At 70.0% G+C, this 24,242-nt stretch carries 26 protein-coding genes; 6 read left to right on the plus strand and 20 right to left on the minus strand.

Annotated elements, in window-relative coordinates; genetic code table 11:
• Positions 1–7 precede the first annotated feature (7 nt).
• From pyrH to rpsB, 3 genes are all read right to left on the minus strand, one after another.
• On the minus strand, positions 8–742 hold the full coding sequence (gene pyrH, locus HUS56_RS15330) for a UMP kinase (RefSeq protein ID WP_173924270.1): 735 nt from the start codon (positions 740–742) through the stop codon (positions 8–10).
• A 167-nt stretch (positions 743–909) separates the two neighbouring features.
• Complete coding sequence (gene tsf / locus HUS56_RS15335) at positions 910–1,740, minus strand: translation elongation factor Ts (protein ID WP_173924271.1); 831 nt, start codon at positions 1,738–1,740, stop codon at positions 910–912.
• A 41-nt stretch (positions 1,741–1,781) separates the two neighbouring features.
• Positions 1,782–2,747 carry a 30S ribosomal protein S2 gene (gene rpsB, locus HUS56_RS15340; RefSeq protein ID WP_173924272.1) on the minus strand — a complete coding sequence of 322 codons (966 nt, stop codon included), beginning with the start codon at positions 2,745–2,747 and terminating at the stop codon, positions 1,782–1,784.
• Positions 2,748–3,040: 293 nt separating this feature from the next.
• Here rpsB and HUS56_RS15345 point away from each other — a divergent pair, with 293 nt between their 5' ends.
• Positions 3,041–3,631, plus strand: a complete 591-nt coding sequence (locus tag HUS56_RS15345; RefSeq protein WP_173924273.1) for a murein hydrolase activator EnvC — start codon at positions 3,041–3,043, stop codon at positions 3,629–3,631.
• 2 nt (positions 3,632–3,633) lie between these two features.
• On the opposite strand, the gene HUS56_RS15350 is transcribed toward HUS56_RS15345, so the two are convergent.
• From HUS56_RS15350 to HUS56_RS15395, 10 genes are all read right to left on the minus strand, one after another.
• Positions 3,634–4,551 carry a tyrosine recombinase XerC gene (locus tag HUS56_RS15350; protein ID WP_173924274.1) on the minus strand — a complete coding sequence of 306 codons (918 nt, stop codon included), beginning with the start codon at positions 4,549–4,551 and terminating at the stop codon, positions 3,634–3,636.
• A gap of 65 nt (positions 4,552–4,616) precedes the next feature.
• Complete coding sequence (locus HUS56_RS15355) at positions 4,617–5,531, minus strand: phosphodiesterase (protein WP_173924275.1); 915 nt, start codon at positions 5,529–5,531, stop codon at positions 4,617–4,619.
• Between the two features lie 41 nt (positions 5,532–5,572).
• Complete coding sequence (dprA, locus tag HUS56_RS15360) at positions 5,573–6,796, minus strand: DNA-processing protein DprA (protein WP_173924276.1); 1,224 nt, start codon at positions 6,794–6,796, stop codon at positions 5,573–5,575.
• On the minus strand, positions 6,793–8,337 hold the full coding sequence (locus HUS56_RS15365) for a YifB family Mg chelatase-like AAA ATPase (RefSeq protein ID WP_173924277.1): 1,545 nt from the start codon (positions 8,335–8,337) through the stop codon (positions 6,793–6,795). Before HUS56_RS15365 ends, dprA begins: the two co-directional genes overlap by 4 nt.
• A complete protein-coding gene (locus HUS56_RS15370; protein WP_173924278.1) occupies positions 8,337–8,693 on the minus strand; it encodes a YraN family protein in 357 nt (118 codons plus the stop codon). Before HUS56_RS15370 ends, HUS56_RS15365 begins: the two co-directional genes overlap by 1 nt.
• Before the next feature lie 133 nt (positions 8,694–8,826).
• A complete protein-coding gene (locus HUS56_RS15375; RefSeq protein WP_130352672.1) occupies positions 8,827–9,150 on the minus strand; it encodes a DUF2469 family protein in 324 nt (107 codons plus the stop codon).
• A gap of 6 nt (positions 9,151–9,156) precedes the next feature.
• On the minus strand, positions 9,157–9,840 hold the full coding sequence (locus HUS56_RS15380) for a ribonuclease HII (protein WP_173924626.1): 684 nt from the start codon (positions 9,838–9,840) through the stop codon (positions 9,157–9,159).
• Between the two features lie 2 nt (positions 9,841–9,842).
• Positions 9,843–10,577, minus strand: coding sequence for a signal peptidase I (gene lepB / locus HUS56_RS15385; protein WP_173924279.1), 735 nt, complete (start codon positions 10,575–10,577; stop codon positions 9,843–9,845).
• A gap of 100 nt (positions 10,578–10,677) precedes the next feature.
• The gene (rplS, locus tag HUS56_RS15390) at positions 10,678–11,025 is read right to left on the minus strand and encodes a 50S ribosomal protein L19 (protein ID WP_173924280.1); all 348 of its coding nucleotides are present in this window, start codon (positions 11,023–11,025) and stop codon (positions 10,678–10,680) included.
• 188 nt (positions 11,026–11,213) lie between these two features.
• Entirely contained in the window at positions 11,214–11,738 is a 525-nt protein-coding gene (locus HUS56_RS15395; RefSeq protein ID WP_173924281.1) for a hypothetical protein, read from the minus strand.
• 86 nt (positions 11,739–11,824) lie between these two features.
• On the opposite strand from HUS56_RS15395, the gene map reads away from it, so the two are divergent.
• Positions 11,825–12,592 (plus strand): type I methionyl aminopeptidase, encoded by a 768-nt coding sequence (gene map, locus HUS56_RS15400; protein WP_173924282.1) that lies wholly within the window; start codon positions 11,825–11,827, stop codon positions 12,590–12,592.
• Between the two features lie 54 nt (positions 12,593–12,646).
• On the opposite strand, the gene trmD is transcribed toward map, so the two are convergent.
• From trmD to rpsP, 4 genes are read right to left on the minus strand one after another with little or no spacing between them, the layout of a single operon-like run.
• A complete protein-coding gene (gene trmD / locus HUS56_RS15405) occupies positions 12,647–13,336 on the minus strand; it encodes a tRNA (guanosine(37)-N1)-methyltransferase TrmD (RefSeq protein WP_173924283.1) in 690 nt (229 codons plus the stop codon).
• 8 nt (positions 13,337–13,344) lie between these two features.
• Entirely contained in the window at positions 13,345–13,998 is a 654-nt protein-coding gene (gene rimM / locus HUS56_RS15410; protein ID WP_173924284.1) for a ribosome maturation factor RimM, read from the minus strand.
• Positions 13,955–14,191 carry an RNA-binding protein gene (locus tag HUS56_RS15415; RefSeq protein ID WP_173924285.1) on the minus strand — a complete coding sequence of 79 codons (237 nt, stop codon included), beginning with the start codon at positions 14,189–14,191 and terminating at the stop codon, positions 13,955–13,957. The genes rimM and HUS56_RS15415 overlap by 44 nt, the downstream gene beginning before the upstream one ends.
• 4 nt (positions 14,192–14,195) lie before the next feature.
• A complete protein-coding gene (gene rpsP / locus HUS56_RS15420; protein WP_173924286.1) occupies positions 14,196–14,642 on the minus strand; it encodes a 30S ribosomal protein S16 in 447 nt (148 codons plus the stop codon).
• 295 nt (positions 14,643–14,937) lie between these two features.
• Between rpsP and HUS56_RS15425 the strand changes: the two genes are divergently transcribed.
• Positions 14,938–16,107, plus strand: a complete 1,170-nt coding sequence (locus HUS56_RS15425; protein WP_173924287.1) for a glutamate--cysteine ligase — start codon at positions 14,938–14,940, stop codon at positions 16,105–16,107.
• A gap of 63 nt (positions 16,108–16,170) precedes the next feature.
• On the opposite strand, the gene HUS56_RS15430 is transcribed toward HUS56_RS15425, so the two are convergent.
• Positions 16,171–17,604: a GH1 family beta-glucosidase gene (locus HUS56_RS15430; RefSeq protein ID WP_173924288.1), complete on the minus strand. Its 1,434-nt coding sequence runs from the start codon at positions 17,602–17,604 to the stop codon at positions 16,171–16,173.
• Between the two features lie 72 nt (positions 17,605–17,676).
• On the minus strand, positions 17,677–18,699 hold the full coding sequence (locus HUS56_RS15435) for a peptidoglycan bridge formation glycyltransferase FemA/FemB family protein (protein ID WP_173924289.1): 1,023 nt from the start codon (positions 18,697–18,699) through the stop codon (positions 17,677–17,679).
• 174 nt (positions 18,700–18,873) lie between these two features.
• On the opposite strand from HUS56_RS15435, the gene HUS56_RS15440 reads away from it, so the two are divergent.
• Genes HUS56_RS15440 through HUS56_RS15450 form a run of 3 tightly spaced genes read left to right on the plus strand, consistent with a single transcriptional unit; the run spans position 18,874 to position 22,272 of the window.
• Complete coding sequence (locus HUS56_RS15440; RefSeq protein WP_173924290.1) at positions 18,874–19,686, plus strand: spermidine synthase; 813 nt, start codon at positions 18,874–18,876, stop codon at positions 19,684–19,686.
• A 2-nt stretch (positions 19,687–19,688) separates the two neighbouring features.
• Complete coding sequence (locus HUS56_RS15445) at positions 19,689–21,593, plus strand: LVIVD repeat-containing protein (protein ID WP_173924291.1); 1,905 nt, start codon at positions 19,689–19,691, stop codon at positions 21,591–21,593.
• Positions 21,594–21,597: 4 nt separating this feature from the next.
• Entirely contained in the window at positions 21,598–22,272 is a 675-nt protein-coding gene (locus tag HUS56_RS15450) for a DUF305 domain-containing protein (RefSeq protein WP_173924292.1), read from the plus strand.
• A 332-nt stretch (positions 22,273–22,604) separates the two neighbouring features.
• Here HUS56_RS15450 and ffh read toward each other — a convergent pair whose 3' ends face one another.
• Positions 22,605–24,188, minus strand: a complete 1,584-nt coding sequence (ffh, locus tag HUS56_RS15455) for a signal recognition particle protein (protein ID WP_173924293.1) — start codon at positions 24,186–24,188, stop codon at positions 22,605–22,607.
• Positions 24,189–24,242 lie beyond the last annotated feature (54 nt).

A 24,242-nucleotide genomic window follows, 5' to 3' on the forward strand; every position in this document is an offset into this window, starting at 1 on the left:
CCGGGACCTATCGAGTGGACGCCGGGACGCCGTTGCTCACGATCGTGCCCAGCTCGGCGCCGAGGATCGCCGCGGTGACGTTGCCCTCGGGTTCCATGCCGAACACCTGCATGGGCATTCCGTTGTCCATGCAGAGGCTGAACGCGGTCGAGTCGACCACCTTGAGGCCGCGCTGCAGCGCCTCCTGGTAGCTGATGCGGTCGATCTTCAGGGCATCGGGATTCGTTCGGGGGTCGTCGGAGTACACGCCGTCGACCCCGTTCTTCGCGACGAGCACGACGTCGGCGTCGATCTCGAGCGCGCGCTGCGCGGCGACCGTGTCGGTGGAGAAGTACGGGAGGCCGGCCCCCGCGCCGAAGATGACCACGCGACCCTTTTCGAGGTGACGCTCAGCACGTCGCGGGATGTACGGCTCGGCCACCTGCGTCATCGAGATGGCCGATTGCACTCGCGTCTCGGCGCCGGCCTGCTCGAGGAAGTCCTGCAGCGCCAGCGAGTTCATCACCGTGCCGAGCATGCCCATGTAGTCGGCTCGCCCGCGATCCATGCCCCGCTGCGACAGCTCGGCTCCCCGGAAGAAGTTGCCGCCGCCGACGACGATCGCCACTTCGACATCGCGGGCGGCATCCGCGATCTCCCGAGCGAGCGTGCTGACGACGTCGGGGTTGACCCCCAGGGCTCCACCGCCGAACGCCTCGCCCGACAGCTTGAGCATGACCCGTCTCCGCCTGTGCTGCGTCATCCGCGTCCGTCCCTTCGTCCCCGTGTCAAAACTAGTGGTTCACCGGCTCCGGCGCAGTGCCGGTCGGGATGTCGCGCGGTGACGCCGGTGCCGGGCCCGCCCTTGCGGCATCCGCGCATGGAAAAGGGAGTCCGGACCGCCACCGCGATCCGGACTCCCTGCGACACTCAGGCGCCGACCTTGAAGCGAGCGAAGTCGCTCACGGTGACACCGGCGTCGGCCAGAACCTTGCCGACCGAGACCTTGTCGTCCTTCGCGTACGGCTGCTCGAGCAGCGCGACCTGCTTGAAGTACGCGCCGAGGCGCCCCTCGATGATCTTGGGAAGAGCGGCCTCGGGCTTGCCTTCCTCGCGGGTGATCTGCTCGACGATCGCGCGCTCCTTCTCGACCGCTTCGGCCGGCACGTCCTCGCGAGCGAGGTACTCGGGGTTCGCGAACGAGATGTGCTGCGCCACCGAGCGAGCGGTGTCTGCGTCGCCACCGGAGTAGCCGAGCACGACGCCGACCTGGGGAGGCAGGTCCTTCGAGGTCTTGTGCAGGTAGATCGAGAACTGCTCGCCCTTGACGAGGCGGATGCGTCGGAGCTCGACCTTCTCGCCGAGGATCGCGGCCTCCTCGTTGATCACGTCGGCGACGTTCTTGCCGTCGGCCGGCGCTGCGAGCGCGGCTTCGACCGAGTCGGCGCGCGCCGCGGCGGTGGCTGCGAGCACTCGGTCGGCGAGCGCGACGAACTTGTCACCCTTGGCGACGAAGTCGGTCTCGCAGGCGAGCTCGATCAGGGTGGCGGTGCCGTCGCCGTTGTCGACGGCGGCGACGAGGCCCTCGGCGGTGGAGCGGTCGGCACGCTTGGCGTTGCCCTTCGCACCCTTCAGGCGGAGGAGCTCGACCGCCTTCTCCATGTCGCCGTCGGCCTCGACGAGGGCGTTCTTCGTGTCGACCATGCCGGTGCCGAGGCGCTCGCGCAGGGTCTTGACGTCTTCGAGAGTGAAGTTGGCCATTGTGGGAAGTCTCCTGGACTCGTGGTCGTGCGTGGAGGGTCTTACTTGGACTCGGCAGCAGCCTCGGCGTCGCTTGCGGCAGGGGTCTCCGCCGCAACAGCAGCCTCGGCGTCGGCCTCCGATTCGGTCGCAGCCTCTGCCGTCGTGTCGGCTGAGACGGCCTCGATGACCTCGGCGACCTCTTCGGTCTCGGCGGTGGCCGTGTCGACCTTGGCGGTCTCGGGCGACGACTGCTCGGGCGTCTGCGCCTGGAGGAGCTCCTGCTCCCACTCGGCGAGCGGCTCGACGGCCGACACGTTGCCCTCGGCTTCGGGCTTCTGGTGGCGCTCGATGAGACCCTCGGCGGCGGCGTCGGCGATGATGCGGGTGAGCAGGCTGACGGAACGGATCGCGTCGTCGTTGCCCGGAATGGGGTACTGCACCTCGTCGGGGTCGCAGTTCGTGTCGAGGATGCCGATGACGGGGATACCGAGCTTCTTCGCCTCGTCGATGGCGAGGTGCTCCTTCTTGGTGTCGACCACCCACAGGGCCGACGGCGTCTTCGACAGGTTGCGGATGCCGCCGAGCGACTTGTGCAGCTTGTCGAGCTCGCGCTTCTTGATGAGCAGCTCCTTCTTGGTGAAGCCGCTGGTGGTGCCCTCGAAGTCGAGCTCCTCGAGCTCCTTCATGCGAGCGAGTCGCTTGGAGACCGTGGCGAAGTTGGTGAGGAGGCCTCCGAGCCAACGCTGGTTGACGTAGGGCTGGCCGACGCGCGTCGCCTGCTCGGCGATCGACTCCTGGGCCTGCTTCTTCGTGCCGACGAAGAGGATGGTGCCGCCGTGCGCGACGGTCTCCTTCACGAAGTCGTACGCCTTGTCGATGTAGGCGAGCGACTGCTGCAGGTCGATGATGTAGATGCCGGAACGCTCGGTGAAGATGAAGCGCTTCATCTTGGGGTTCCAGCGGCGGGTCTGGTGCCCGAAGTGCACGCCGCTGTCGAGCAGCTGGCGAATGGTGACGACGGCCATGAGCCGTACTCCTTCTGTTCTCAGTTGTCGCTCGCGCCGGCGGCGCGGAGCCCTGGTGCCCGGCGCGGCTCCGCCCGCTTGCGAGAGCGGGACTGAACGGAGTCGTCGGCCGAATGGGCACGCGTAGTCGCCCCGGGCAGGCCGAGGCGCTCTCGACACTCTACCATCACCCGCCATGCCGCTCGTCGCGCGCTGGGCGCACTCGTCCTCCCCTGCGGGTACGGCGGCGGCCGCACAGCACCGTTTCGTCGATACGAACGAGCGGATGCCGCGTGGGAGCGAGCATCGGCATCATGACGACGTCTCCCACCACCACCGTCGCGCGTGCGCGCTCGGGCCGCCGGCGGCACCTCGCAGCGGCATCCCGAGTGCTCGCTGCTGTCGTCGTGGCGCTGGTCACGATCGGCTCCGAGGCGACCGGTGCCGTCGCGGTATCGGCGCGGCCATGGAATGAACCGTCGCACGGCGACCACGACCCGCAGTGGAGCTGGCCGGTGCCGGCGCCCATCAGAGTGGTCGATCCATTTCGCGCGCCGCCCACGCCGTATGCGGCCGGTCATCGGGGCATCGACCTCCGCATCGAGCCCGGGGCCGTGGTGGTCGCCGCGGCACCGGGCACGGTCTCGTACGCCGGGCAGGTGGCCGGTCGCGGCGTCGTCGCGATCGATCACGGCGGAGGCGTGGTCAGCGCCATCGAACCCGTCGAGGCATCGGTCGCGCAGGGAGCGCCGGTCGCGGCCGGCGATGCGATCGCCGTGGTCGGGTCGGGAGGACATTGCGACGCACGGTGCGTGCACTTCGGAGTACGCGTCGACGGCGAGTACGTGTCCCCGTTCCTGTTCCTCGGTGGACTGCCGCGCGCCGTGCTCCTGCCGATGAGGTGACGTCAGGCTCGTGGGTGGGCGGTCCGGTAGCTCTCCTTGAGCCGTTCGGCCGAGACGTGCGTGTAGATCTGCGTCGTGCCGAGGCTGGCGTGGCCGAGGAACTCCTGCACGGTCCGCAGGTCGGCTCCCCCGTCGAGCAGGTGGGTCGCCGCGCTGTGCCGCAGTGCATGCGGTCCGCCCGGCCCCGTGCCCGGAATCGTCGAGAGCATGCCGGCGACCTGCCGGTGCACGCTGCGGACCCCCAAGCGGGTCCCCCGGACGCCCAGGAAGACAGCCGGGGTCGGGGCAGGAGCTTCGAGCGCCTCCAGGATCGCCGGGCGCGCCACGTCCAAGTACCGGTCGAGGGCACGGGCGGCTGGGGCACCGTACGGAACGACACGCTCCTTGGCCCCCTTGCCGGTCACCCGCACCGTACGGCGGCGCCGATCCACATCGGGAAGGTCGAGGCCCACGAGCTCCGAGACCCGCAGCGCCGACGCGTAGAGCAGTTCGGCGATGGCGGCGTCCCTGATCGCGACGGGATCGTCCGTCGCGGCTCGTGCGTGCATGGCTGTCAGTGCCTCGGCAAGCGCTGCCGCTCCGACGACGCGGGGCAGCGTTCGCTGGGCTCGCGGCGCCTTCAATCGTGCGCCGGGGTCGACCGAGGTGAGGCCACGCCGCCGCATCCAGGCGGTCCACCCCCGGGCGGATGCCGCACGGCGGGCGATGCTCGTGCGCGCGAGCCCGCGCTCGGTGGCGGCCCACAACCAGTCGCGAAGCAACGAGAGGTCGATGCCTCCCGGTTCCTCCACGCCCCGGTCGGCGGCGAAGCGCACGAGGTCGACGAGGTCGGCCCGGTACGCGGCCACCGTGTGCTCCGAGTAGCCGCGCTCCGCGCGCACGTGCACGAGGTAGTCGTCGAGCAACCGGTCGAGATCCACCTCTCAAGCCTGCCCCTCTGGGTGGCGATCGCTTCGATGGCGGGCCCGCGAGCCGCGCGCTCGGCTCAGGTGAGCGGCGGCCGCTTGCGCGAGAACCGGTCGAGCCGCTCGTCGGGGGTCAGCGCCTCGACCTCGGCCAGGAACTGCTCGCCGAAGCTCGTCACGACCGGAAATGGTCCGAGCGGCACGACCGAGGTGACGATGTCGTCGTCGTAGAGGTGCACGAGCGTGAAGGAGCGCCCTCCGTCGATACCGACGAGCTCGCGCGGGGAAGCCGAGAGGTCCATGGTGTAGGCGAGCGCCCCGGCGACCGACACGGGGATGCCCGCGAACCTGCCGTTCGTGGCATAGTGCAGGTGGCCGCCGAGGATCAGCCGCACCCCGCGGCCTCGGACGACCTCGGCGAACGCCTCCTGCCCGCGGAGCTCGAGGACGTCCATGAGCGCGAGCGGGGTGGCGATCGGTGCGTGATGCATCGCGATGACGGTGCCGTCGGGCGCCGGCTCCGCCAGAACGGCGTCGAGCCAAGCGAGCGAGGACGCATCGAGTTCGCCGTGGTGGTAGCCGGGCACGCTCGTGTCGAGGACGACGATCCGGAGACCCCCCACGTCGACCGCCCGATGCACCGGTCCGTCACCCGGAACGGTTTCATCGAGGAGCCCGGCGCGAAACGTCTCCCGCTCGTCATGGTTGCCCATGACCCAGACCAACTCGGCCCCTGTCGCAACGACCAGCGGCTCGAAGGCCTCCCGCACCAGCCGGTATGCATCGAGCTCTCCGAGATCAGTGATGTCTCCGGTCACCACGATCGCATCGAGGCGCTGACCGAGCCGTTCGAGCTGCGCGACTGCGCGGTGGAGCGCTGAGACGGTGTCTGCGACACCCCCGAGTGGTGCGCCACCCGCGAGCAGATGGGTGTCGCTCACGTGTGCCATCACCTGCTTGGCCGCCGGATACCTGCCGAGCTGCAATCCCTCCATCGGACCTCCTCGGGAGTCAGCCTATGGGGCCCCCGGGATCGTCAGCCTCCCTGGGGTGCTTGTCGCGATGATCGCCGCCGCGTCCATCCGTCGGGATGTCGCACCGCCGCACCGCTCAGCTCGAGCATGCCGAGCGCCGCCATCACCTCGTGCACCGACATGCCCGTGCGTCGCACCAGGTCCTCGATTCCGCGGGGGCTCCGGGTGCTCAGCGCGTCGGTGATGCGCAGCACATCGGGCGCGGGCTCGCTCGTACCGGTATCGGCGGCGACGCGACTCCCACCGGCAAGCTCGGCCATCTGGTCGGCGTCGACAACGCAGACGGCGTTGAACTCGCGCAGCAGCCGGTGGCACCCGGCCGATGCGGGACTGGTGACCGGACCCGGTACCGCGCCGAGCGGCCTGCCGAGCTGTGCCGCGTGTCCCGCAGTGTTGAGCGAGCCCGAGCGCATGCCTGCTTCGAGCACGACGGTCGCGTCGGCGGATGCGGCGATCAAGCGATTCCGCTGGAGGAAACGCCACTTCGTCGGCGCCGTTCCGCACGGCACCTCGGACATCACGGCGCCGGTGTCGACGATGCGGGAGAGCAGCGACTCGTGTCCGAGCGGATAGAACCGATCGACGCCGCCCGCGAGGAACGCGACCGTCGTGCCGTTGCTCGCCAGCGCGGCGCGGTGCGCCATGCCGTCGATCCCGTACGCGCCGCCCGAGACGATCGTGAACCCACGATCGACGAGTCCGGCGGATGCCTCCATGGCGACGTGCTCCCCGTACCCCGTGGCGGCTCGCGCGCCGACGAGGGCGATCGAAGGCTCGTCACCGGCCAACGCGTCGGGACGGCCCCGGACCCAGAGCCCGATGGGCGCGTGAACACCGAGTTCGTCGAACTGGGCCGGCCACGCCGCATCGCCCGGCACCACGAGAGCGGCACTCACCCGCGCCCCCTGCGCGATCGATCGAAGGAACGCCGAGTGATCGAGGCGCGGCAGCCATCGCTCGAGGCCGCTGCGAGCCTCCCGCTCGTCGAGCGCTCCCCCGGCCTCGGCGACCGCGTCGGAGAGAGCTCGACCACTGACGCGCTCGAGCAGCATCTCGGCGGCGCCGGCGGCACCGAGGGCGTCGATGAGGCGTCCGAGCACTCCGTCTCCGGGCTCGGCCAGGTGACCCAGCACGGCCCGTGCGAAGGCGTCGAGATCGAGCGGGCCACGGTGCACGGCCTCGAACTCGACGGCGGAGTGCCGCGCCGACCGTTCCAGGACGTTCATTGCGTGATCCCCTTCCGGAACAGCAGGGCCCGCCCGACGTGTCCGGCACCGGGCGCGGTCGCGCCATCGAGGTCGGCGATCGTCCAGGCGGTCTTCAACACGCGGTCGTAGCCGCGCATGGTGATCCCGCCGCGCTCGAGGGCGCGGTCGAGCGCGGCCGTTGCGCGGCCGCCAGGATGCAGGCGACCGGCTCCACGCAGCCACGGGCCGGGCATCTCGGCGTTCGTACGCCACGGCGTGCCGCGCAGCCGTTCCAACGCCACTGCCCGTGCCTCGACGACACGCGTTCGTGCTTCGGCGCTCGACAGGCCGGGGCGCTCGTCGGCGACGCGGAGCGCAGCAGCGGTGATGCGGGGCACGGGAACCTGCAGGTCGATGCGATCCAGCAGCGGACCCGAGATCCGGGCGAGGTAGCGTCGACGCATCACCGGCGTGCACGTGCAGCTCGAGTCCTTGACACCGGCGTTGCCGCACGGACATGGATTCGCGGCGATCACGAGCTGGAATCGCGCCGGGAACGAGGCGACGGCGTTCGCGCGATGGATGGCGATGGTCCCGGATTCGAGCGGCTGGCGAAGCACGTCGAGCACCGAGGACGGGAACTCGGGAGCCTCGTCGAGGAAGAGCACCCCGTGCGTCGCCCGCACCGCAGCGCCGGGACGGATGACCCGGCTACCACCACCCACCATCGCCGCAGCGGAGGCGGTGTGGTGCGGCGCTTCGAATGGCGGCCGCTGCGACAGGTCGCCGCCGACCGGGAGACCGGACAGCGACCGGATCGAAGCGACCTCGAGCGCGGCATCGGCATCGAGATCGGGCAGGATGCCGGGCAGCCGCGACGCGAGCATCGTCTTTCCGGCGCCGGGTGGCCCGAGCATGAAGAGATGGTGTCCGCCGGCGGCCGCGGTGAGCAGCGCCTCGACCGCCTCGTGGTTTCCCGCGACATCCGCGAGGTCGCCCACGGCGGCCGGAAGAGTGCCGTCGGACTGCACGAGCGCCGGCACGGGCTCGACCGGACACTCGTCGAAGCGCCCTCCGTGCCGGATGGCGGCCTCGAGGAGCGATGCGACCCCGATCACCTCGATGCCGGGCACGAGCGCGGCCTCGACGGCGTTCGCCTCGGGCACCATCACGGTGTCGTGGCCGGCGCGAGCGGCGGCGAGAACCGCTGGCAGGATGCCGTGGATGGGACGCAGGCGGCCATCGAGCCCGAGTTCGCCGAGGTGCACCACCCTGTCGACCGAGTCGACCGAGACGTCACCGGATGCCGCGAGGCACGCGAGCGCGATGGCGAGGTCGAACCCGGAACCGTGCTTCGGCAGCGCCGCAGGCGACAGGTTGACGGTGAGCTTGCGGTTGGGCAGCGGACAGCCCGCGTTCATCGCCGCGGACCGCACCCGCTCACGCGCCTCGCCGAGTGCCGCGTCGGGGAGGCCGATGATCACGAATCCCGGCAGCTGCGACGACAGGTCGGCCTCGACCTCGACGATCGAGCCGGCGAGGCCGAGCAGCGCGACGGATCGGGTGCGTGCGACCGACATCAGCTGATCCCCTCGAGGTGCTCGATGAGCGCCGGCGCCTCGGTCGGAGCGAGCACAGCGATCGCGTCGATGCGGATGCGCGCCACCGCGGCATCCGTCGCCTCGCACCAGGCGACCGCGAGACGTCGCAAGCGGGCGAGCTTGATGGGGGTGATCGCCTCGAACGGATGACCGAAGTCATGCGACGTGCGCGTCTTCACCTCGACGAAGACCGTGTCGCGTCCGTCGGTCGCGACGATGTCGATCTCGCCGAGCCGGCACCGCCAGTTGCGGTCGAGCACCGTCATGCCGCGATCGACCAGGTGGTCGACCGCGAGCTGTTCGCCGCGTCGACCGAGTTCCGCATTGTGGGCCACCAGCACCACCTCCACGACCAGCGTGGCGGCGCGTCAACCCGGGGAACCGGCGGACCCGGTCGAGGTCACACGGACGACACCAGCACTTCGATGTGGAGGACGAGTGCGACGCCCTTCGGAGGACGCCAAGCGCCTACTCGTCGAGCGCCAGCTCCTTCGGCAGCTCGAACTCCCGGGTCGCGAGCTCCTCGACGTTCACGTCCTTGAAGGTGAGCACGCGCACGGACTTCACGAAACGGTCGGCACGGTAGACGTCCCACACCCAGACGTCCTTCATGTTCAGCTCGAAGTAGAAGTCGTGCTCGGTGTCGCGTCGAACGAGCTCGACCTCGTTCGCGAGATAGAAGCGCCGCTCCGTTTCGACCACGTACTGGAACTGCGACACGATGTCGCGATACTCCCGGTACAGGGCCAGCTCGACCTCGCGGTCGTAGTCTTCGAACTCGTCCTCATCCATCGGCATTCATCCTACGCCGAGGTCGAAGAGGGCCGGCGCCTCGGGCGGGCGCTCGTGCAGCCACGTCGTGCGGTGCAAGGCGCTCGGCCCGTGCTCGTCGATCGCGGCGAAGTGGGCGGGGGTGGAGTAGCCCTTGTTCTCGTCCCATGCGTAGAGCGGCGTCTCGTCGTGGGCGCGACGCATCCCGCTGTCGCGGTGCACCTTGGCGATGACGGATGCCGCCGCGACCGACGCGCAGTCGCGGTCGGCCTTGATACGGGTCGTGACCCTGGCACGACGCTCGATCGACGGGCTCAGCCAGTCGTAGTTGCCGTCGAGGAGCAGGGGTGCGTCATCGACCGCCACCCCGGCGGCGACCAGGGCGGCGAACGCGCGTGCCCCCGCGAGTCCGAGGCAGGCCATGATGCCGAGCTCGTCGATCTCGGCGGCCGACGCCTCACCCACCGCCCAGGCGCGCACCCACGACGCGGCGCGCGGTGCCACCGCCTCGCGTCTGGGTTCGGGCAGGAGCTTCGAGTCGCGCAGGCCGGCCGGCATCCGCTTCACCGTCGGATCGATGACCACCATCCCGACGCTCACCGGCCCGGCGAGCGCGCCGCGACCGACCTCGTCGCAGGCCAGCACGATGGGGGCGCCCGCGGCGAACAGCTCGCGTTCGGCCCGCAGCGTCGGCACCGGCACCGGCGTCATCATCAGCCGGAACCCTGCTCGACGCCCTCGAAGACCTCGGGGTAGTTGCCGAGCCATGACCAGTGGCTGACCGGCCAGCTGACGACGAACGCCCGCCCGACGACGTTCTCGATCGGCACGAACCCCTTGAGCGGGGTCTGGCCGTTGTACCGCGAGTCCTTCGAGTTGTAGCGGTTGTCGCCCATGACCCAGAGCGAGTCCTCGGGAACCGTCTGGTCGAAGTCGTCTTGGGAGACCTTCGACTCGCCGGGCGGCAGGGCGACGTACGGCTCATCGAGCGGCACACCGTTGACGCTCATCTGGCCGAGCGCGTTGCAGCAGACGACGTGGTCGCCGGGCAGCCCGATCACCCGCTTCACGAGGTGGTCGTTGGAGTCGGGGGCGGAGAGGCCGACGAAGGCGAAGAACCAGTCGGCGGCAGCGGCGATGGGTGGCAGAGGAGTCTCTTCACGGGCGGGAAGCCATCCGCCCGGGTCCTTGAACACCACCACGTCGCCGCGCTCGATCGGGGCGACCTCGGGCACCAGCTGGTTGACGATGATGCGATCGTCGAGCAGGAGGGTCTGTTCCATCGACGATGACGGGATGAAGAACGACCGGATCAGGAAGGTCTTGATGAGGAACGAGACCAGCACCGCGACCGCGAAGATGACCAGCAGGTCGCGCAGGAAGAGGAGCACACCTCGTTTCCTGCGTACTGATGCCGAGCTCTCGCGGTCGGCCCGCGTGAACTTCATTTCTTCTGTCATTTAACCGCCCGAGCTCCCCACCCAGTGTACGGGTGAGGAGCTCGGTGAAATGACGCTCGGCGCGCGACACGGAGGTCGCTGCGAGGGATCAGCTCTCGCGCTTCTCCTTGATCTTCGCCTTCTTGCCGCGGAGCTTGCGCAGGTAGTACAGCTTCGCGCGACGGACGTCGCCGCGCGTGACGACCTCGATGTGGTCGATGATCGGGGAGTGCACCGGGAACTTGCGCTCGACTCCCACCTGGAAGCTCACCTTGCGAACGGTGAAGGTCTCGCGAACCCCTTCTCCGGAGCGGCCGATGACGACGCCCTGGAAGACCTGGATACGCGAACGGTTGCCTTCGACGATGTTGACGTGCACCTTCACGGTGTCGCCCGGGCGGAAGTCGGGGATGTCCGACCTCAGGCTCGCGGCGTCGACGTGGTCGAGGATGTGCATGATGGTTCGCTCTCTGCGCCCGCCACCGGTCGAACGCGGATCATGGATGGGAAGTGTCTGGTGCCGCCTGCGCGATCACTCGCGCTGCGCGCGCTCCCCGGAGGCAGAGCCAAGCGGCGGCACAATCGTCCATTGTGCCACGTCGGGCACCCCTCCGCCAAAGCGGACGACGGATGCGGCGCCCCCGGCTACTTCGTCTCGTCGCGCTGCTCGCGCACGATGATGACGTCGTCGCCGCCGAACGGCGAACCGCGCCCGGGCGTACCGCCGGCGGCATCGGGCGGGATCGATGCACCGGCCTGCTGGGCCGCAAGGCGCTCGAACTCCGTCATGGTCGCCTGCATGCGCCGGGCGCCGTCGGAGATCAGCTGCCAGATGCCGATCCAGAACGAGGCGATCGCGAGGAGGATCGCCAGCACGCCGAACAGGGTCGCGCTCGCCCCGTAGAAGCCCGTGGCGATGATCGCGAGATGCCAGGCCCCGATGACCCCGACGTCGGTCCACGAGGCTGCGCGCTGCGAGCGGACGGTCGGCCTGATCCAGACGATGAGTGCGACGACCGCGAGCGCGATGAAGGCGACCGGCACGGCGACGACGAGACCGAGCGTGCCCCATCCGCCGCCGCCGAAGATCGCCCAGCCGATGCCGAGCCAGATGGGCAGCACCACGGCGGCCGCGGTCAGCCATGTGAGGAACCCCCGCCGGATGAGCATGTCGACAGCGTAACGCCGCCGCCTGCGGGCCTGCCGAGTGTTCACTCAGGGCGGACCCGACACAATGGAGGGCGGAGAGGATGAGCGTGATCGAACTGAGGACCACTGCGGAGATCGAGCAGATGCGGCCGGCCGGCCGATTCGTGGCGAGCGTGCTGGAGGCGACGTCGAAGGCGGCCGCGGTGGGCGTGAACCTCCTGGAGCTCGACGCCCTGGCGCACGAGATGATCCGCGAAGCCGGCGCTGAGAGCTGCTACATCGACTACCACCCCTCCTTCGGAGCGAGCCCGTTCGGCAAGGTCATCTGCACGTCGGTGAACGACGCGGTGCTGCACGGCCTCCCCCACGACTACCGCCTCCGCGACGGCGACCTGCTGAGCCTCGACTTCGCGGCCGCCGTCGACGGCTGGGTGGCCGACTCGGCGATCTCCGTCGTGGTGGGCACGCCGCGCGACGAGGACCTGCGGCTCATCGACACCACGCGCCGCGCCCTCGACGCCGGCATCGCCGCGGCGACGCCCGGCAACCGCATCGGCGACATCTCGCGTGCGATCGCCGAGGTCGCCAAGGCCGAGGGCTACTCGATCAACACCGATTTCGGCGGCCACGGGGTCGGCCGCACCATGCACGGCGATCCGCATGTGCCCAACAACGGGCGGCCGGGCCGGGGACTCCCGCTCAAGCCGGGACTCGTCGTCGCGATCGAGCCGTGGTTCCTGCAGACGACCGACCGCATCTTCACGGATCCCGACGGATGGACGCTTCGCAGCATCGACGGATCCCGCGGAGCGCACTCCGAGCACACGATCGCGATCACCGAAGGCGACCCGATCGTGCTCACCCAGCGCGGCTGATCCGCACGTCGGGCGCGTGAAGACGCCGTCGACGATGGATGCCGCAGCAGGTCCTCAGTCGCCGAGCAGCTCGGGCCGCACTCGCCGCGTCCGCTCCACCTGCTGCTCGTGCCGCCAGGCGGCGACGGCGCCGTGGTTCCCCGAGAGCAGCACGGGCGGCACCTCGAGCCCCCGCCAGGACGCCGGCTTCGTGTAGCTCGGGTACTCGAGGAGCCCGTCTTCGTGCGACTCCTCGACGAGGCTCTCAGGATTGCCGACCACCCCGGGCACCAATCGCCCGGCGGCCTCGATCATGGCCATGACGGCGACCTCGCCGCCGTTCAGCACGTAGTCGCCGAGGCTGATGAGCCGCACGCGCATCCGCTGCGCATAGTGGTCGACGACCCGCTGGTCGATGCCCTCGTAGCGCCCGCAGGCGAAGACGAGGTGATCCTCGCCCGCGAGCTCGCGGGCGATCGCCTGGGTGAACGGCTCTCCGGCGGGCGACGGCACGACGAGCAGGGCATCGGATGCCTCGTCGCCCACGATCGCGTCGAGCGCTTCGCCCCAGGGCTCGGGCTTCATGACCATGCCGGCACCGCCACCGTACGGGGTGTCGTCGACCGTGCGGTGGCGGTCGTGGGTGTGCTCGCGAAGGTCGTGGGTCCGAACGTCGATGAGCCCCGACTGGCGCGCCTTGCCGAGCAACGACAGGTCGAGCACGTCGAAGAACGACGGGAAGATCGTGACGATGTCGATCCGCATGGAACGCCCTACTCGGCCGCCGTGCCGCCGGTGCCGGTTGGCCCGGGCTCATCGTCGGGGTCGGCCGACGCGGGCTCCTCGGGGAGCTCCTCGAAGAGGCCGGCGGGTGGCGTCACCGTGATGGTGCCGGCCTCGATGTCGACCTCGGGCACGATCTTCGACACGAACGGCACCATGATGTCGCGACCACCCGACCTGACGACGAGCAGGTCTTGGGCGGGGAGGTGATCGACATGGGCCACCTCCCCGATCCGCTCACCGTCGCGCACGACGGCGAGGCCTACGAGCTGGTGGTCGTACCACGCGTCGGGCTCGGGCGCCTCTTGCTCGACGTGCTCGACCCAGAGGATCGCCTTCACGAGGCTCTCGGCGGCGGTGCGGTCGTCGACGCCCTCGAAGAATCCGACGGGATGCCCGTTGTACCACCTGAGCTCACGCAACGTCACGTGCTTGCCGTGCCACGGGGAGGACTCGGGTACCTGAAGTGAGAACTCGGCGCCGGGAACGAATCGCCGCTCGGGATCGTCGGTGTACAGCTCGAGCTTGATGGCGCCCTTCAGGCCATGGGCCTTGGTGAGGCGACCGACCCTCAGTTGCGTTCGAGGTGCGTCGGCCACGTCAGTCGTCGGTGTCGACCACGTCGACGCGAACGCGACGCCCATCGGCGAGGGCCGAGACGAGCGTGCGCAGCGCCTTCGCCGTGCGACCGGCACGACCGATGACGCGACCGAGGTCCTCGGGGTTCACGTGAACCTCGAGGACCTCGCCGCGTGCGCTCGCCGCGGCGACGACCTTCACGTCGTCAGGGTGATCGACGATCCCCTTGACGAGGTGCTCGAGGGCGGACTGGAGCAATGCCCTACGCCTCGTCGGTCGAGGACTCGGCCGGCGTCTCATCGGCCGGCGCCTCGGCGGGTGCCTCGTCGGCGGGGGTTTCGTCGGCCTTCGCGGGCTTCTCGGCCTTGGGCTTCAGCACCGGCTTCTTCTTGTCGTCGGCCTGGAAGGCGGCCTTCGGCTCGGCGACCTGCACGGTTGAGACCGCGTTCTTGTCGCCCTTGAACCTGCCCCAGTCGCCGGTGAGCTTGAGGATGGCCGTGACCTGCTCGGTCGGCTGCGCACCGACGGAGAGCCAGTACTGGGCGCGGTCGGAGTCGACCTCGATGACCGACGGGTTCTCGGTGGGGTGGTACTTGCCGATCTCCTCGATCACGCGACCATCGCGCTTGGTGCGCGAGTCGGCGACGACGATGCGGTAGTAGGGCGCACGGATCTTGCCGAGGCGCTTGAGACGGATCTTGACAGCCACAATTCTCCTGAAAAATGTTGTGAGGTAAGCGAACTGACAGCCGTGAGCGTGGGGTGCACACTCGGCGGAAGCTCAAAGGGGCTCTGCGCGCCGGATAGAGGGTCGGGCGGTACAGAACTCGACGAACTATTCTTGCAGACTTCCCGTTCCCCCGCGAATCCGCCGGAGCAGCCGGCGTCCCGCCGGCGTCCCGCTCCCGTGGCGGGGGAATGGCGATTCGCCGCACGATCCGCCCGTTCGTCGTGCCAAGATGAGCGGCAGGCGCGGCATCCGACTGTGGCGAGGGGGTTCGGGCATGCAGATCGAATTCGCCCGTTCGGCGCGATCCACCGTCGGCCTCGAATGGGAGGTCGCCATCGTCGACCGCGAAACGGGCGAGCTCGCGCCGATCGCCGACCGCGTGCTCGAGATCCTCGATGCGCGCAGCGAGGGCGGGCGGCATCCGTGGATCACGTCGGAGCTGCTCACCAACACCGTCGAACTCGTGAGCGGTGTGCATGAGCGCGTGTCGGGGGCGGTGGCCGACCTCGAGGGCCAGCTCGCCGAGGTCCGAGCCGTGATCGACGAGCTCGGCGAGTACGAGCTCGTGTGCAGCGGGTCGCATCCGTACAGCCAGTGGTACGACCAGCACCTCACCGACAAGCCGCGGTACCACAAGCTCATCGACCGCACGCGGTGGTGGGGACGCAACATGATGATCTGGGGCATCCACGTGCACGTGGGCATCGAGGATCGCGACAAGGCGCTTCCGATCCTCGACGGCCTCATGGCGTTCGTTCCGCACCTGCAGGCACTGAGCGCGTCGAGCCCGTTCTGGGCGGGCGTCGAGACGGGCTACGCATCGAACCGGGCGCTCATGTTCCAGCAGCTGCCGACCGCGGGGCTGCCGTTCCCCCTCCCCGACTGGTCGGCCTACGAGCGCTACGTCGACGACCTCGTGCGCACGGGCGTCATCGAGGACCACACCGAGGTTCGGTGGGACATCCGCCCATCACCCCGATGGGGCACCGTCGAGGTCCGCGTGTGCGACGGCGTGTCCACCGCGAACGAGATCGCCGCGATCGGCGCACTCGTGCAGTGCCTCGTCGACTGGATGAGCGAGCGCCTCGACGCGGGCGAGAAGCTCACGGTGCTGCAGCCGTGGTACGTCCGTGAGAACAAGTGGCGCGCCGCCCGGTACGGTCTCGACGCCGAGATCATCACGGATGTCGCAGGTACCGAACGCCTCGTCTCCGACGACCTCCGCGACCTGCTCACGACGCTCGTGCCGGTCGCCGAGCGCCTCGGGTGCCAGGCGGAGCTGCAACTGGTTCGCGACACGCTCGACCACGGCGCCAGCTACCAGCGGCAGCTGCGGGCTGCGGCAGCCGCGGGGGGCGATCTCACGGCCGTCGTCGCCCATCTGGCACGCGAGCTTCGCGACGGTGTCGCCCCGTCGACGGATGCCGCGGTGGAGGGCTCGTAGCGCCCGGCCGCGTCGGGCGGGCATCGCCGGCGGAGCACGCATCGGGGCGGGAAGTGCCGGACCTCAGCCGGGGATCGCGCGGGTGCGGATCAGCTCGGCGTACCACTTCGCGCTGTCCTTGGGGAGGCGCTCGAAGGTGTCGTAGTCGACGCGCACGATGCCGAAGCGCTTCGAGTAGCCGTATCCCCACTCGAAGTTGTCCATGAGCGACCACACCTGGTAGCCGCGCAGGTCGACGCCGCGCGCCATGGCGCGATGCGCGGCGGTGAAGTGACGGCGCAGGTAGTCGATGCGATCGTCGTCGTGCACCGCGGGGCCGTCGGCACCGTCGGTGACGACATCGTCGAAGGCCGCACCGTTCTCGGTGACCATGAGGGGCAGGTCGGGATACGCATCGTGCAGGGCGAAGAGCAGGTCCTCGAGACCCGAGGGGTCGATGTGCCAGCCCATCGCGGTGTACGGCCCGGGTTGCTGGAGGAACTCGACGTGCTCCGAACCGGGCCACGGCGTGCCGCCCATGTCCTTGTGCCCGTCGGCCCTGACCCGCGGCGACACGCCGTCCCACATCTCGACGGTGACGGGCGTGTAGTAGTTCACCCCGAGCAGGTCGATCGGCTGGCGGATGAGCTCGGTGTCGCCCGGCTTCACGAAGGACCAGTCCGTGACTGTCCGCGTGTCGGCGATCACGTCGGCCGGGTACTCGCCCTCGAGCAGCGGACCGAGGAACACGCGGTTCGCGAGCCCGTCGATGCGGCGGGCGGCCTCGGCGCCGGTCGGCCCCGACGGCCGGATGACGTGCAGGTTCAACGTGATCGAGTAGCCCGGGTCGTTCGTCACGACCTCACGGAGCGCCGCGATCGCCAGGCCGTGCGCCAGGTTCAGGTGGTGCACGGCGGCGAGCGCCTTCGCGCCATCCATGAGTCCGGGAGCGTGGGCGCCCGAACCGTAGCCGAGGTACGCGCTGCACCACGGCTCGTTCAGCGTCGTCCACACCGTGACGCGATCGCCGAGCCGCTCGCCCACGATCCGGGCGTAGTCGGCGAACGCCTCGGCGGTCGCCCGATTCGTCCATCCGCCCTCGTCCTCCAGCGCCTGCGGGAGGTCCCAGTGGTAGAGCGTGGCGATCGGCCGGATGCCGCGGGCGATGAGCCCGTCGACGAGCCGCTCGTAGAACGCGAGCCCCGCCTCGTTCGCCGGGCCGCGGCCCGTCGCCTGGATGCGCGGCCACGCGATCGAGAACCGGTAGGCCTCCAGCCCGAGCTCGGCCATGAGGTCGAGGTCCTCCTCGAGCCGGTGGTAGTGGTCGCAGGCGCGGTCGCCGTTGTCGTCGTTCCAGATCTTGCCGGGTGTGTGGCTGAACGTGTCCCAGATCGACGGGCCTCGCCCGTCCTCGTGCACGGCCCCCTCGATCTGGTACGCCGCCGTCGCCGATCCGAGCAGGAAGTCGTCGGGGAAGGTCAGCCCCGAATCGCGGTAGTCGGCGGAGCCGGTCGTCATCGTGGTGCTCCAGTCGTCGCGGAGGAACGGCTCGCTGCCGCTCGCATCACTGTAACCGGGACCGCGGCCCGTTCAGTACCAGTAGTCGCCGGTGCGCCGCCGGTAGTCCTCGATGAAGGCGCTCTCGCCGCGGCGCCAGTCCTCGCCGATCGGCTCGTGCGAGAGGTGGAACGCCGGCATGTACTCGAGCACGTCGCGCGCGAAGGCGCTCTTGAAGGTGAGGATGCCCTGGCCCGGGGCATCCGGTTCCGATGGCGGGGGCACGTGGCCCAGCTCGTACCGGTCGATGCCGGATGCCGCCAGGTCTCGCATGACCTGCCACTGCAGGTAGCGCGACGCCATGAGGTGCGGCCGGTCCCGGCGCGAACCGCCGTCCTTGTACCAGGCGTTGCGGCCGTAGCGCACGACGAACGCCCCGGCGATCACCAGGTCCTCGTGCCACGCGAGGTACAGCCGGCCACGGCCGTCGTCGTCGAACGTCTTCCACAGGGAGTCGAGGTAGTCGGGCTCCCGGAAGAAGGCGCCCGATCTGTCGGCAGTCTCGCGCACGAGCTCGAGCATCCGCTGCTCGTTCTCGGCATCGAGCTCGGCACGGTCCACGAAGACGCCGTTCCGCTCGGCGACGCGGATCTCGTTCCGTGCCCGCTTCTTCATGGCGGCGAAGACGGCCTCCTCACCGGCTGACGTGTCGACGACCACGGTGTACCGGTACTGCGACGATCGGGTCGGCAGCCATCCGGCTGCGGTGAACGCGGCGACGAGGGCCTCATCACGAGGTTGGTGCACCTCGATCTTGGTCGCGAACGCCGTTCCACGGTCTGCCCGGAGCCGTTCGGTGAGCGGCCCGATGTCCTCGGGTGCGAGTCCGCTGACCCGCGGCAGGTGCGTCAGCGTGCCGAACCCTTCGGCGCGGCGTTCGAAGGCGAGCACCGGGTAGTCGCGTCCGGTCCCGAGGTCGCGGCGCGAGACATCCCACGCGCCACCGGTGCGCACCGTCTGCCAGGTGCTGGACTGCATGAAGTGGGGACACGTGTGCGCGGCGAGGACACGATCGTCCCACGCGACCGAAACATGGTCGGACTGAACCGCGTGCACCCTGCCTCCATCTCCCCGGAGCACTCCGCGGGGTTCACGCCCCGCCACCGGATTCCGCGGCCCCTTGGCGCACATCATAGACAGGTCGGCCGGGCCGGACGCGATCCGCGCAGGACGGATCGATGTGATCGCGCCTGTCGTCACGTACCGCGGCGGCCACTTAGGGTTGGACGCATGGGCGAACCACGACTCGAACTCGAGGGCGAGCGAGTGCAGGCACGACTCCTTCCCGAGCGCGGCACGCACGGCGGATACTCACTGGTCATCAACGGCACGACCCAGTCGCACGTGAATCCCGTCGATCCGCTCGACCTGCAGCTCGAGTACGCACGCCTCGTCGCCGCCGTGATCGACGGATGCCGCGACACGGGCGTGCCGGTTCGCGTGCTCCACCTCGGGGCCGGCGCCCTCACCATCCCGCGGTACGTGGGTGCGACGCGGCCGGGTTCGGTGCAGCATGTCGTGGAACTGCACCGCGAGCTGCTCGACTTCGTGCTCGAGGTGCTTCCGCTCGACGACGACGTCGAGCTCACGGTCGAGTTCGACGACGGCCGCGCAGCGGTGCAACGAGCCGCGCGCACGGCGGGCGGCTACGACCTCGCGATCGTCGACGTCTTCTCGGGAAGCATCTCGCCCCGCCACATGTCCACGGTGGAGTTCTTCACCGAGCTCCGGCAGCTGCTGACGCCCGATGGCCTGATCGTGGTGAACACCCTCGCCACCGCCGACCTCGACATGAGTCGCGAGGTCATCGCCACGCTGCGTTCCCTGCACCCCGAGGTGCTCGCACTGGCCTCGCCGGCGGTGCTGGCCGGCACCAGCCTCGGCAACGTCGTGATCGCCGCCGCGCCGAAGCCGATCGCGAGCGATCGCATCCATAGCCGCGCCGACACCGGCCCCCGGACCATCGACCTGCTCGAGCGCGAGGAGCTCAGCCGGTTCGTCGCCGGTGCACCCGTTCGCCACGACGGCGACGACGTGGGGTGAGGATGGGTGCCGGTCGCCTCCGCCGCCGAGCACGCTCGGCCGCGATCGGCGCACTGGTCCTGGCGGCGGCCGTCGCTCTGCTCACGACGCCCGCCGATGAACGGGCGGTTGCGGCATCCGACGATCGCCAGCCCTCGATCGGACCGGGTCTCGAGTGGGTGGCGCATCGCGACAACCCGTTCCGGCAGGGCGACGACCCCGACTTCATCAATTCCGACCTGGCATTCACCGGGGACTACCTGGTGCAGGGCAACTTCGCCGGGTTCTCGATCTGGGACATCGCCGATCCCGCAGCTCCCGAGCTCGTGAACGCGGTGTCGTGCCCGGGCGGCCAGGGCGACGTCAGCGCCGTCGGCGGCCTCGTGTTCTTCTCGGTCGACGAGACGATGTCCGACGACTCGTGCGAGGCGGCACGTGTTCCCGAGACCGAACCCAACTGGGAGGGCCTGCGCATCTTCGACATCAGCGACCCGACGGCTCCCCGCTACGCGGCCGCGGTGCGCACGCGATGCGGGTCGCACACGCACACGGTCGTGCCCGACCCGGCGAGCTCCGAGCGGGTGTTCGTATACATGAACGCGTACAGCCGCGGGGCATCCCTCAACTGCACCGGGCGCAACCCGCTGCAGATCATCGAGGTGCCGCTGGCAGCACCCGAGGACGCGTACGTCGCGGGGGAACTCGACCTCTTCGACGACGAGACCGCGTTCGGGGCAGAAGACCGGGTTCCCGGTGGGGCCGAGACGAAGACGACGACCGGATGCCACGACATCACCGCGTACCCGGCGAAGCAGCTCGCCGTTGCGGCGTGCCGCGGCGACGGACTGCTGCTCTCGATCGCCGACCCGCTCGCCCCGGCCGTGCTGGCGCACGTCCGCGACCCGGCGGTCGCGTTCTGGCACTCGGGCATCTTCGACAACGAGGCGACGCGCGTCGTCTTCCAGGACGAACTCGGCGACGGCTTCATCAACACGTGCTCGCCGGCGTTCGGCGCCGATCGGGGCAGCGACGGCGCGTGGCTGATCGGCGACGGCGGACTCACCAAGGTCGGCACGTTCAAGCTGCCGCGCACGCAGTCCGACCTGGAGAAGTGCGTCGCCCATTCGGGTGGGCTCATCCCGGTGCCGGATCGGTTCATCATCTCGCAGGGCTGGCTCGAGGGCGGCGTCTCGATCATCGACTTCACCGATCCCGCCGCACCCATCGAACTGACCTGGTTCGACCGGCCCGACTACGGGTACTCCATGGACTTCACCGCCGGCATCTGGTCGGTGTATCCGTACCGCGGCTACCTCTATGCGAGCGACATGTACGAGGGGCTCGAGGTGCTGCGCCTCACCGATCCGCTCTTCGCGGACGCCGCACGATACGACGACGCGGGACTCAACCCGCAGACGCAACCCGAGTACTCCTGGGTGTGGCGTGAGGCGCCGGTGGTCCCGAGCGCCGCCGCTGAACGAGCACCGCTCGAGACGCTCGCCGTCGAGCCCGCCACGGTCGAGCCATCTCCGAGCGCGGTGGTCACGGTCTCGCTGCCGGCCGGGTCGCTCACGCCAGGCGAGACCACCGACGTGTGGTGGATGCCGACGCAGACCGTCTTGGCGACGCTGACGGCGAGCGCCGACGGCTCGCTCCCGCCGACGGAGGTCACGCTGCCCGGCGCGCTCGAGCCCGGGACCTACGACCTCGTGGTGCGCGGCGACGCCTCGGCGCCCAGCATCGCCCTGGCCGCGGTCGAGGTGTCCCAGCCGTCGCCGTCGCCGCAGGCCGCCGAGAACGGTGGTGGCGTGGACTGGCCCTGGTGGCTCATCGTGATCGTCCTCGTGCTGGTCGGCGGGGCGACCGCGGTCGTGATCGCCCGACGTCGTGTGGTGCTCGCCCGTCGCCGTCGCCGGGCGGGGACCTGAGGACATGAGCGAGCGTCGGATGCCGCGTGGGGCCCGCTCGATCGCGGGCGTCGCACTCGTTGCCGTCCTCGCCGCGTGCACCCTCTCGGGGTGCACGACGGGCGAGGTGGACCAGCCGACGGCGTCGTTCGTGACTCCGTCGCCGCCGGGCGACAGCACGGCGGCCGCCTCGGACGGTGCCGCGGCATCCGATTCCGCGGGTGCCGAGCCGGGTGCCACCGCCGCCGACGTGGAGTTCATCGCCGCGATGATCGAGCATCACCTGCAGGCGGTCGAACTCGCCGAGCTCGCACCCGGCAGGGTTTCCGACCCCGAACTGGCCGAGTTCGCCGACCGGATCGCCGTCGTTCAGGCGGCCGAGGCCGACGCCATGCGCGCCTGGCTCGACAAGCGCCGATCGCGCGACCGTGCGAACGGAGCGCACGACCACGGGGTGATGGCGGGCGAGATCAGCCGTTCGACGTTCGACCGTGCGGCGACGCTCTCGGGACCCGCGTTCGACGAACTGTTCATCGCCGCGATGGTGCCCCACCACCGCGGCGCCCTCGAGATGGCCGAGGAGCGGCTGGCCGAGCATGGCGACTCGACCGTCGCCCGCTGGGCGCGGGCGATCGCCACCTCGCAGTCGCTCGAGATCGACCGGCTCCTCGAAATCGAGGCGCGGCTGCGCGGAGGCTGAGCCCGCCCGGTCGTCGCAGCCGGACGCGTCTCGAGACGAGGCACCCGATCTCGATACGGGACGCGCCTCGCGCGGCCCTACTCGATCACCGTTCATACGGGACGCGCTCCGCCCGACCGGTCGTCGAGGAGCGCCCGGCGCAGCCGGACGTGTATCGAGACGGGGCACCCGATCTCGATACGGGACGCGCTGCGCGCGGCCCTACTCGATCACCGTTCATACGGGACGCGCTGCGCGCGGCCCTACTCGATCACCGTTCATACGGGACGCGCTGCGCGCGGCCCTACTCGATCACCGTTCATACGGGACGCGCTCCGCGCGGCCCTCCTCGATCAGCGGCCCAGGAACTTCTGCAGGGCCGCGAGCTCCTCCTCGCTCGGCGCGCCCTTGCCGCCCCCGCCACCGAGGCCGAAGCCCGATCCCGCGGGCGCCGCGCTCTGGCCGGCGGGCGTGACACCGGCCGCGATCGCCGCGTTCTCGGCGGCGCGCTTCGCCGGGTTGCCGGAGCGCGACCCCGACGGCTTCTTCTTGCCCTTCGCACCCTGGCGCTTGCCGCCGCCGTAGCCCCCGCCACCAGGGACGGGCCCCATGCCGGGAATCTGGGGAACCCCGCCGCGGGCCACGGTCTTCATCATCTTGGCGGCCTGCTCGAACCGGCTCACGAGCTGGTTCACGTCGGTCACGGTCATGCCCGAGCCCTTCGCGATGCGAAGGCGCCGGGAGCCGTTGAGGAGCTTGGGGTTGCGTCGCTCGGCGGGGGTCATCGACTGGATGATCGCCTCGGTGCGCACGATCTCGCGCTCGTCGAAGTTCTCGAGCTGCTGCTTCATGCCGCCTGCACCGGGCAGCATGCCGAGCATCTTCTTGATCGAGCCGGCACCGCGGAGCTGCTGCATCTGCGCGAGGAAGTCCTCGAGCGTGAACTGCTCGCTCGCGAGCTTCTCGGCGACCTTCAGCGCCTCCTCTTCGTCGAACGCCTGCTGGGCCTGCTCGATGAGGGTGAGGATGTCGCCGAGGTCGAGGATGCGGCTCGCCATGCGGTCGGGGTGGAACGGCTCGAAGTCGTCGAGCCCCTCGCCGGTCGACGCGAAGATGATCGGGCGGCCGGTGACGGATGCGACGCTGAGGGCGGCACCGCCGCGGGCGTCGCCGTCGAGCTTCGAGAGCACGACGCCGGTGAAGTCGACGCCCTCCTGGAAGGCCTTCGCGGTCGTGACGGCGTCCTGGCCGATCATCGCATCGATGACGAAGAGCACCTCGTCGGGGTTCGTCGCCTTCCGGATGTTCGCCGCCTGCTTCATGAGCTCGGCGTCCACGCCGAGCCGGCCGGCGGTGTCGATGATGACGACGTCGTGCTGCTGACGTTGCGCAGTCGCGACCGCGTCCTTCGCGACGCGCACGGGATCGCCCACGCCGTTGCCGGGCTCGGGCGCGAACACCGGCACGCCGGCCTGGCCGCCGACCACCTGGAGCTGGTTCACCGCATTGGGACGCTGGAGGTCGGCGGCCACGAGCATCGGCGTGTGGCCGTCTTTCACGAGCCACTTCGCGAGCTTGCCGGCGAGCGTCGTCTTTCCGGCACCCTGGAGACCGGCGAGCATGATGACGGTCGGCGGGTTCTTCGCGAACTGCAGCCGGCGCTGCTCACCGCCGAGGATGCCGATGAGCTCGTCGTTGACGATCTGCACGACCTGCTGCGCCGGGTTCAGCGCCTTGTTGACCTCGTCGCCGAGCGCACGCTCGCGCACGTGCGACGTGAACTGCTTGACGACATCGAGCGAGACATCGGCGTCGAGCAGGGCACGACGGATCTCGCGAACTGTGCCGTCGACGTCGGCCGCCGACAGCTTGCCCTTGGTGCGGAGGTTCTTGAAGGTCTCGGCGAGGCGGTCAGACAGGTTTCCGAAGGTAGCCATGATGCCCCGAGTTTACCTGCCCGCCGGGCCCCGCCCGGCGGGCGTCGCACCGCC

The organism is Agromyces sp. Marseille-P2726, assembly GCF_902809835.1.
In the GTDB taxonomy this organism is placed as follows: Bacteria; Actinomycetota; Actinomycetes; order Actinomycetales; family Microbacteriaceae; genus Agromyces.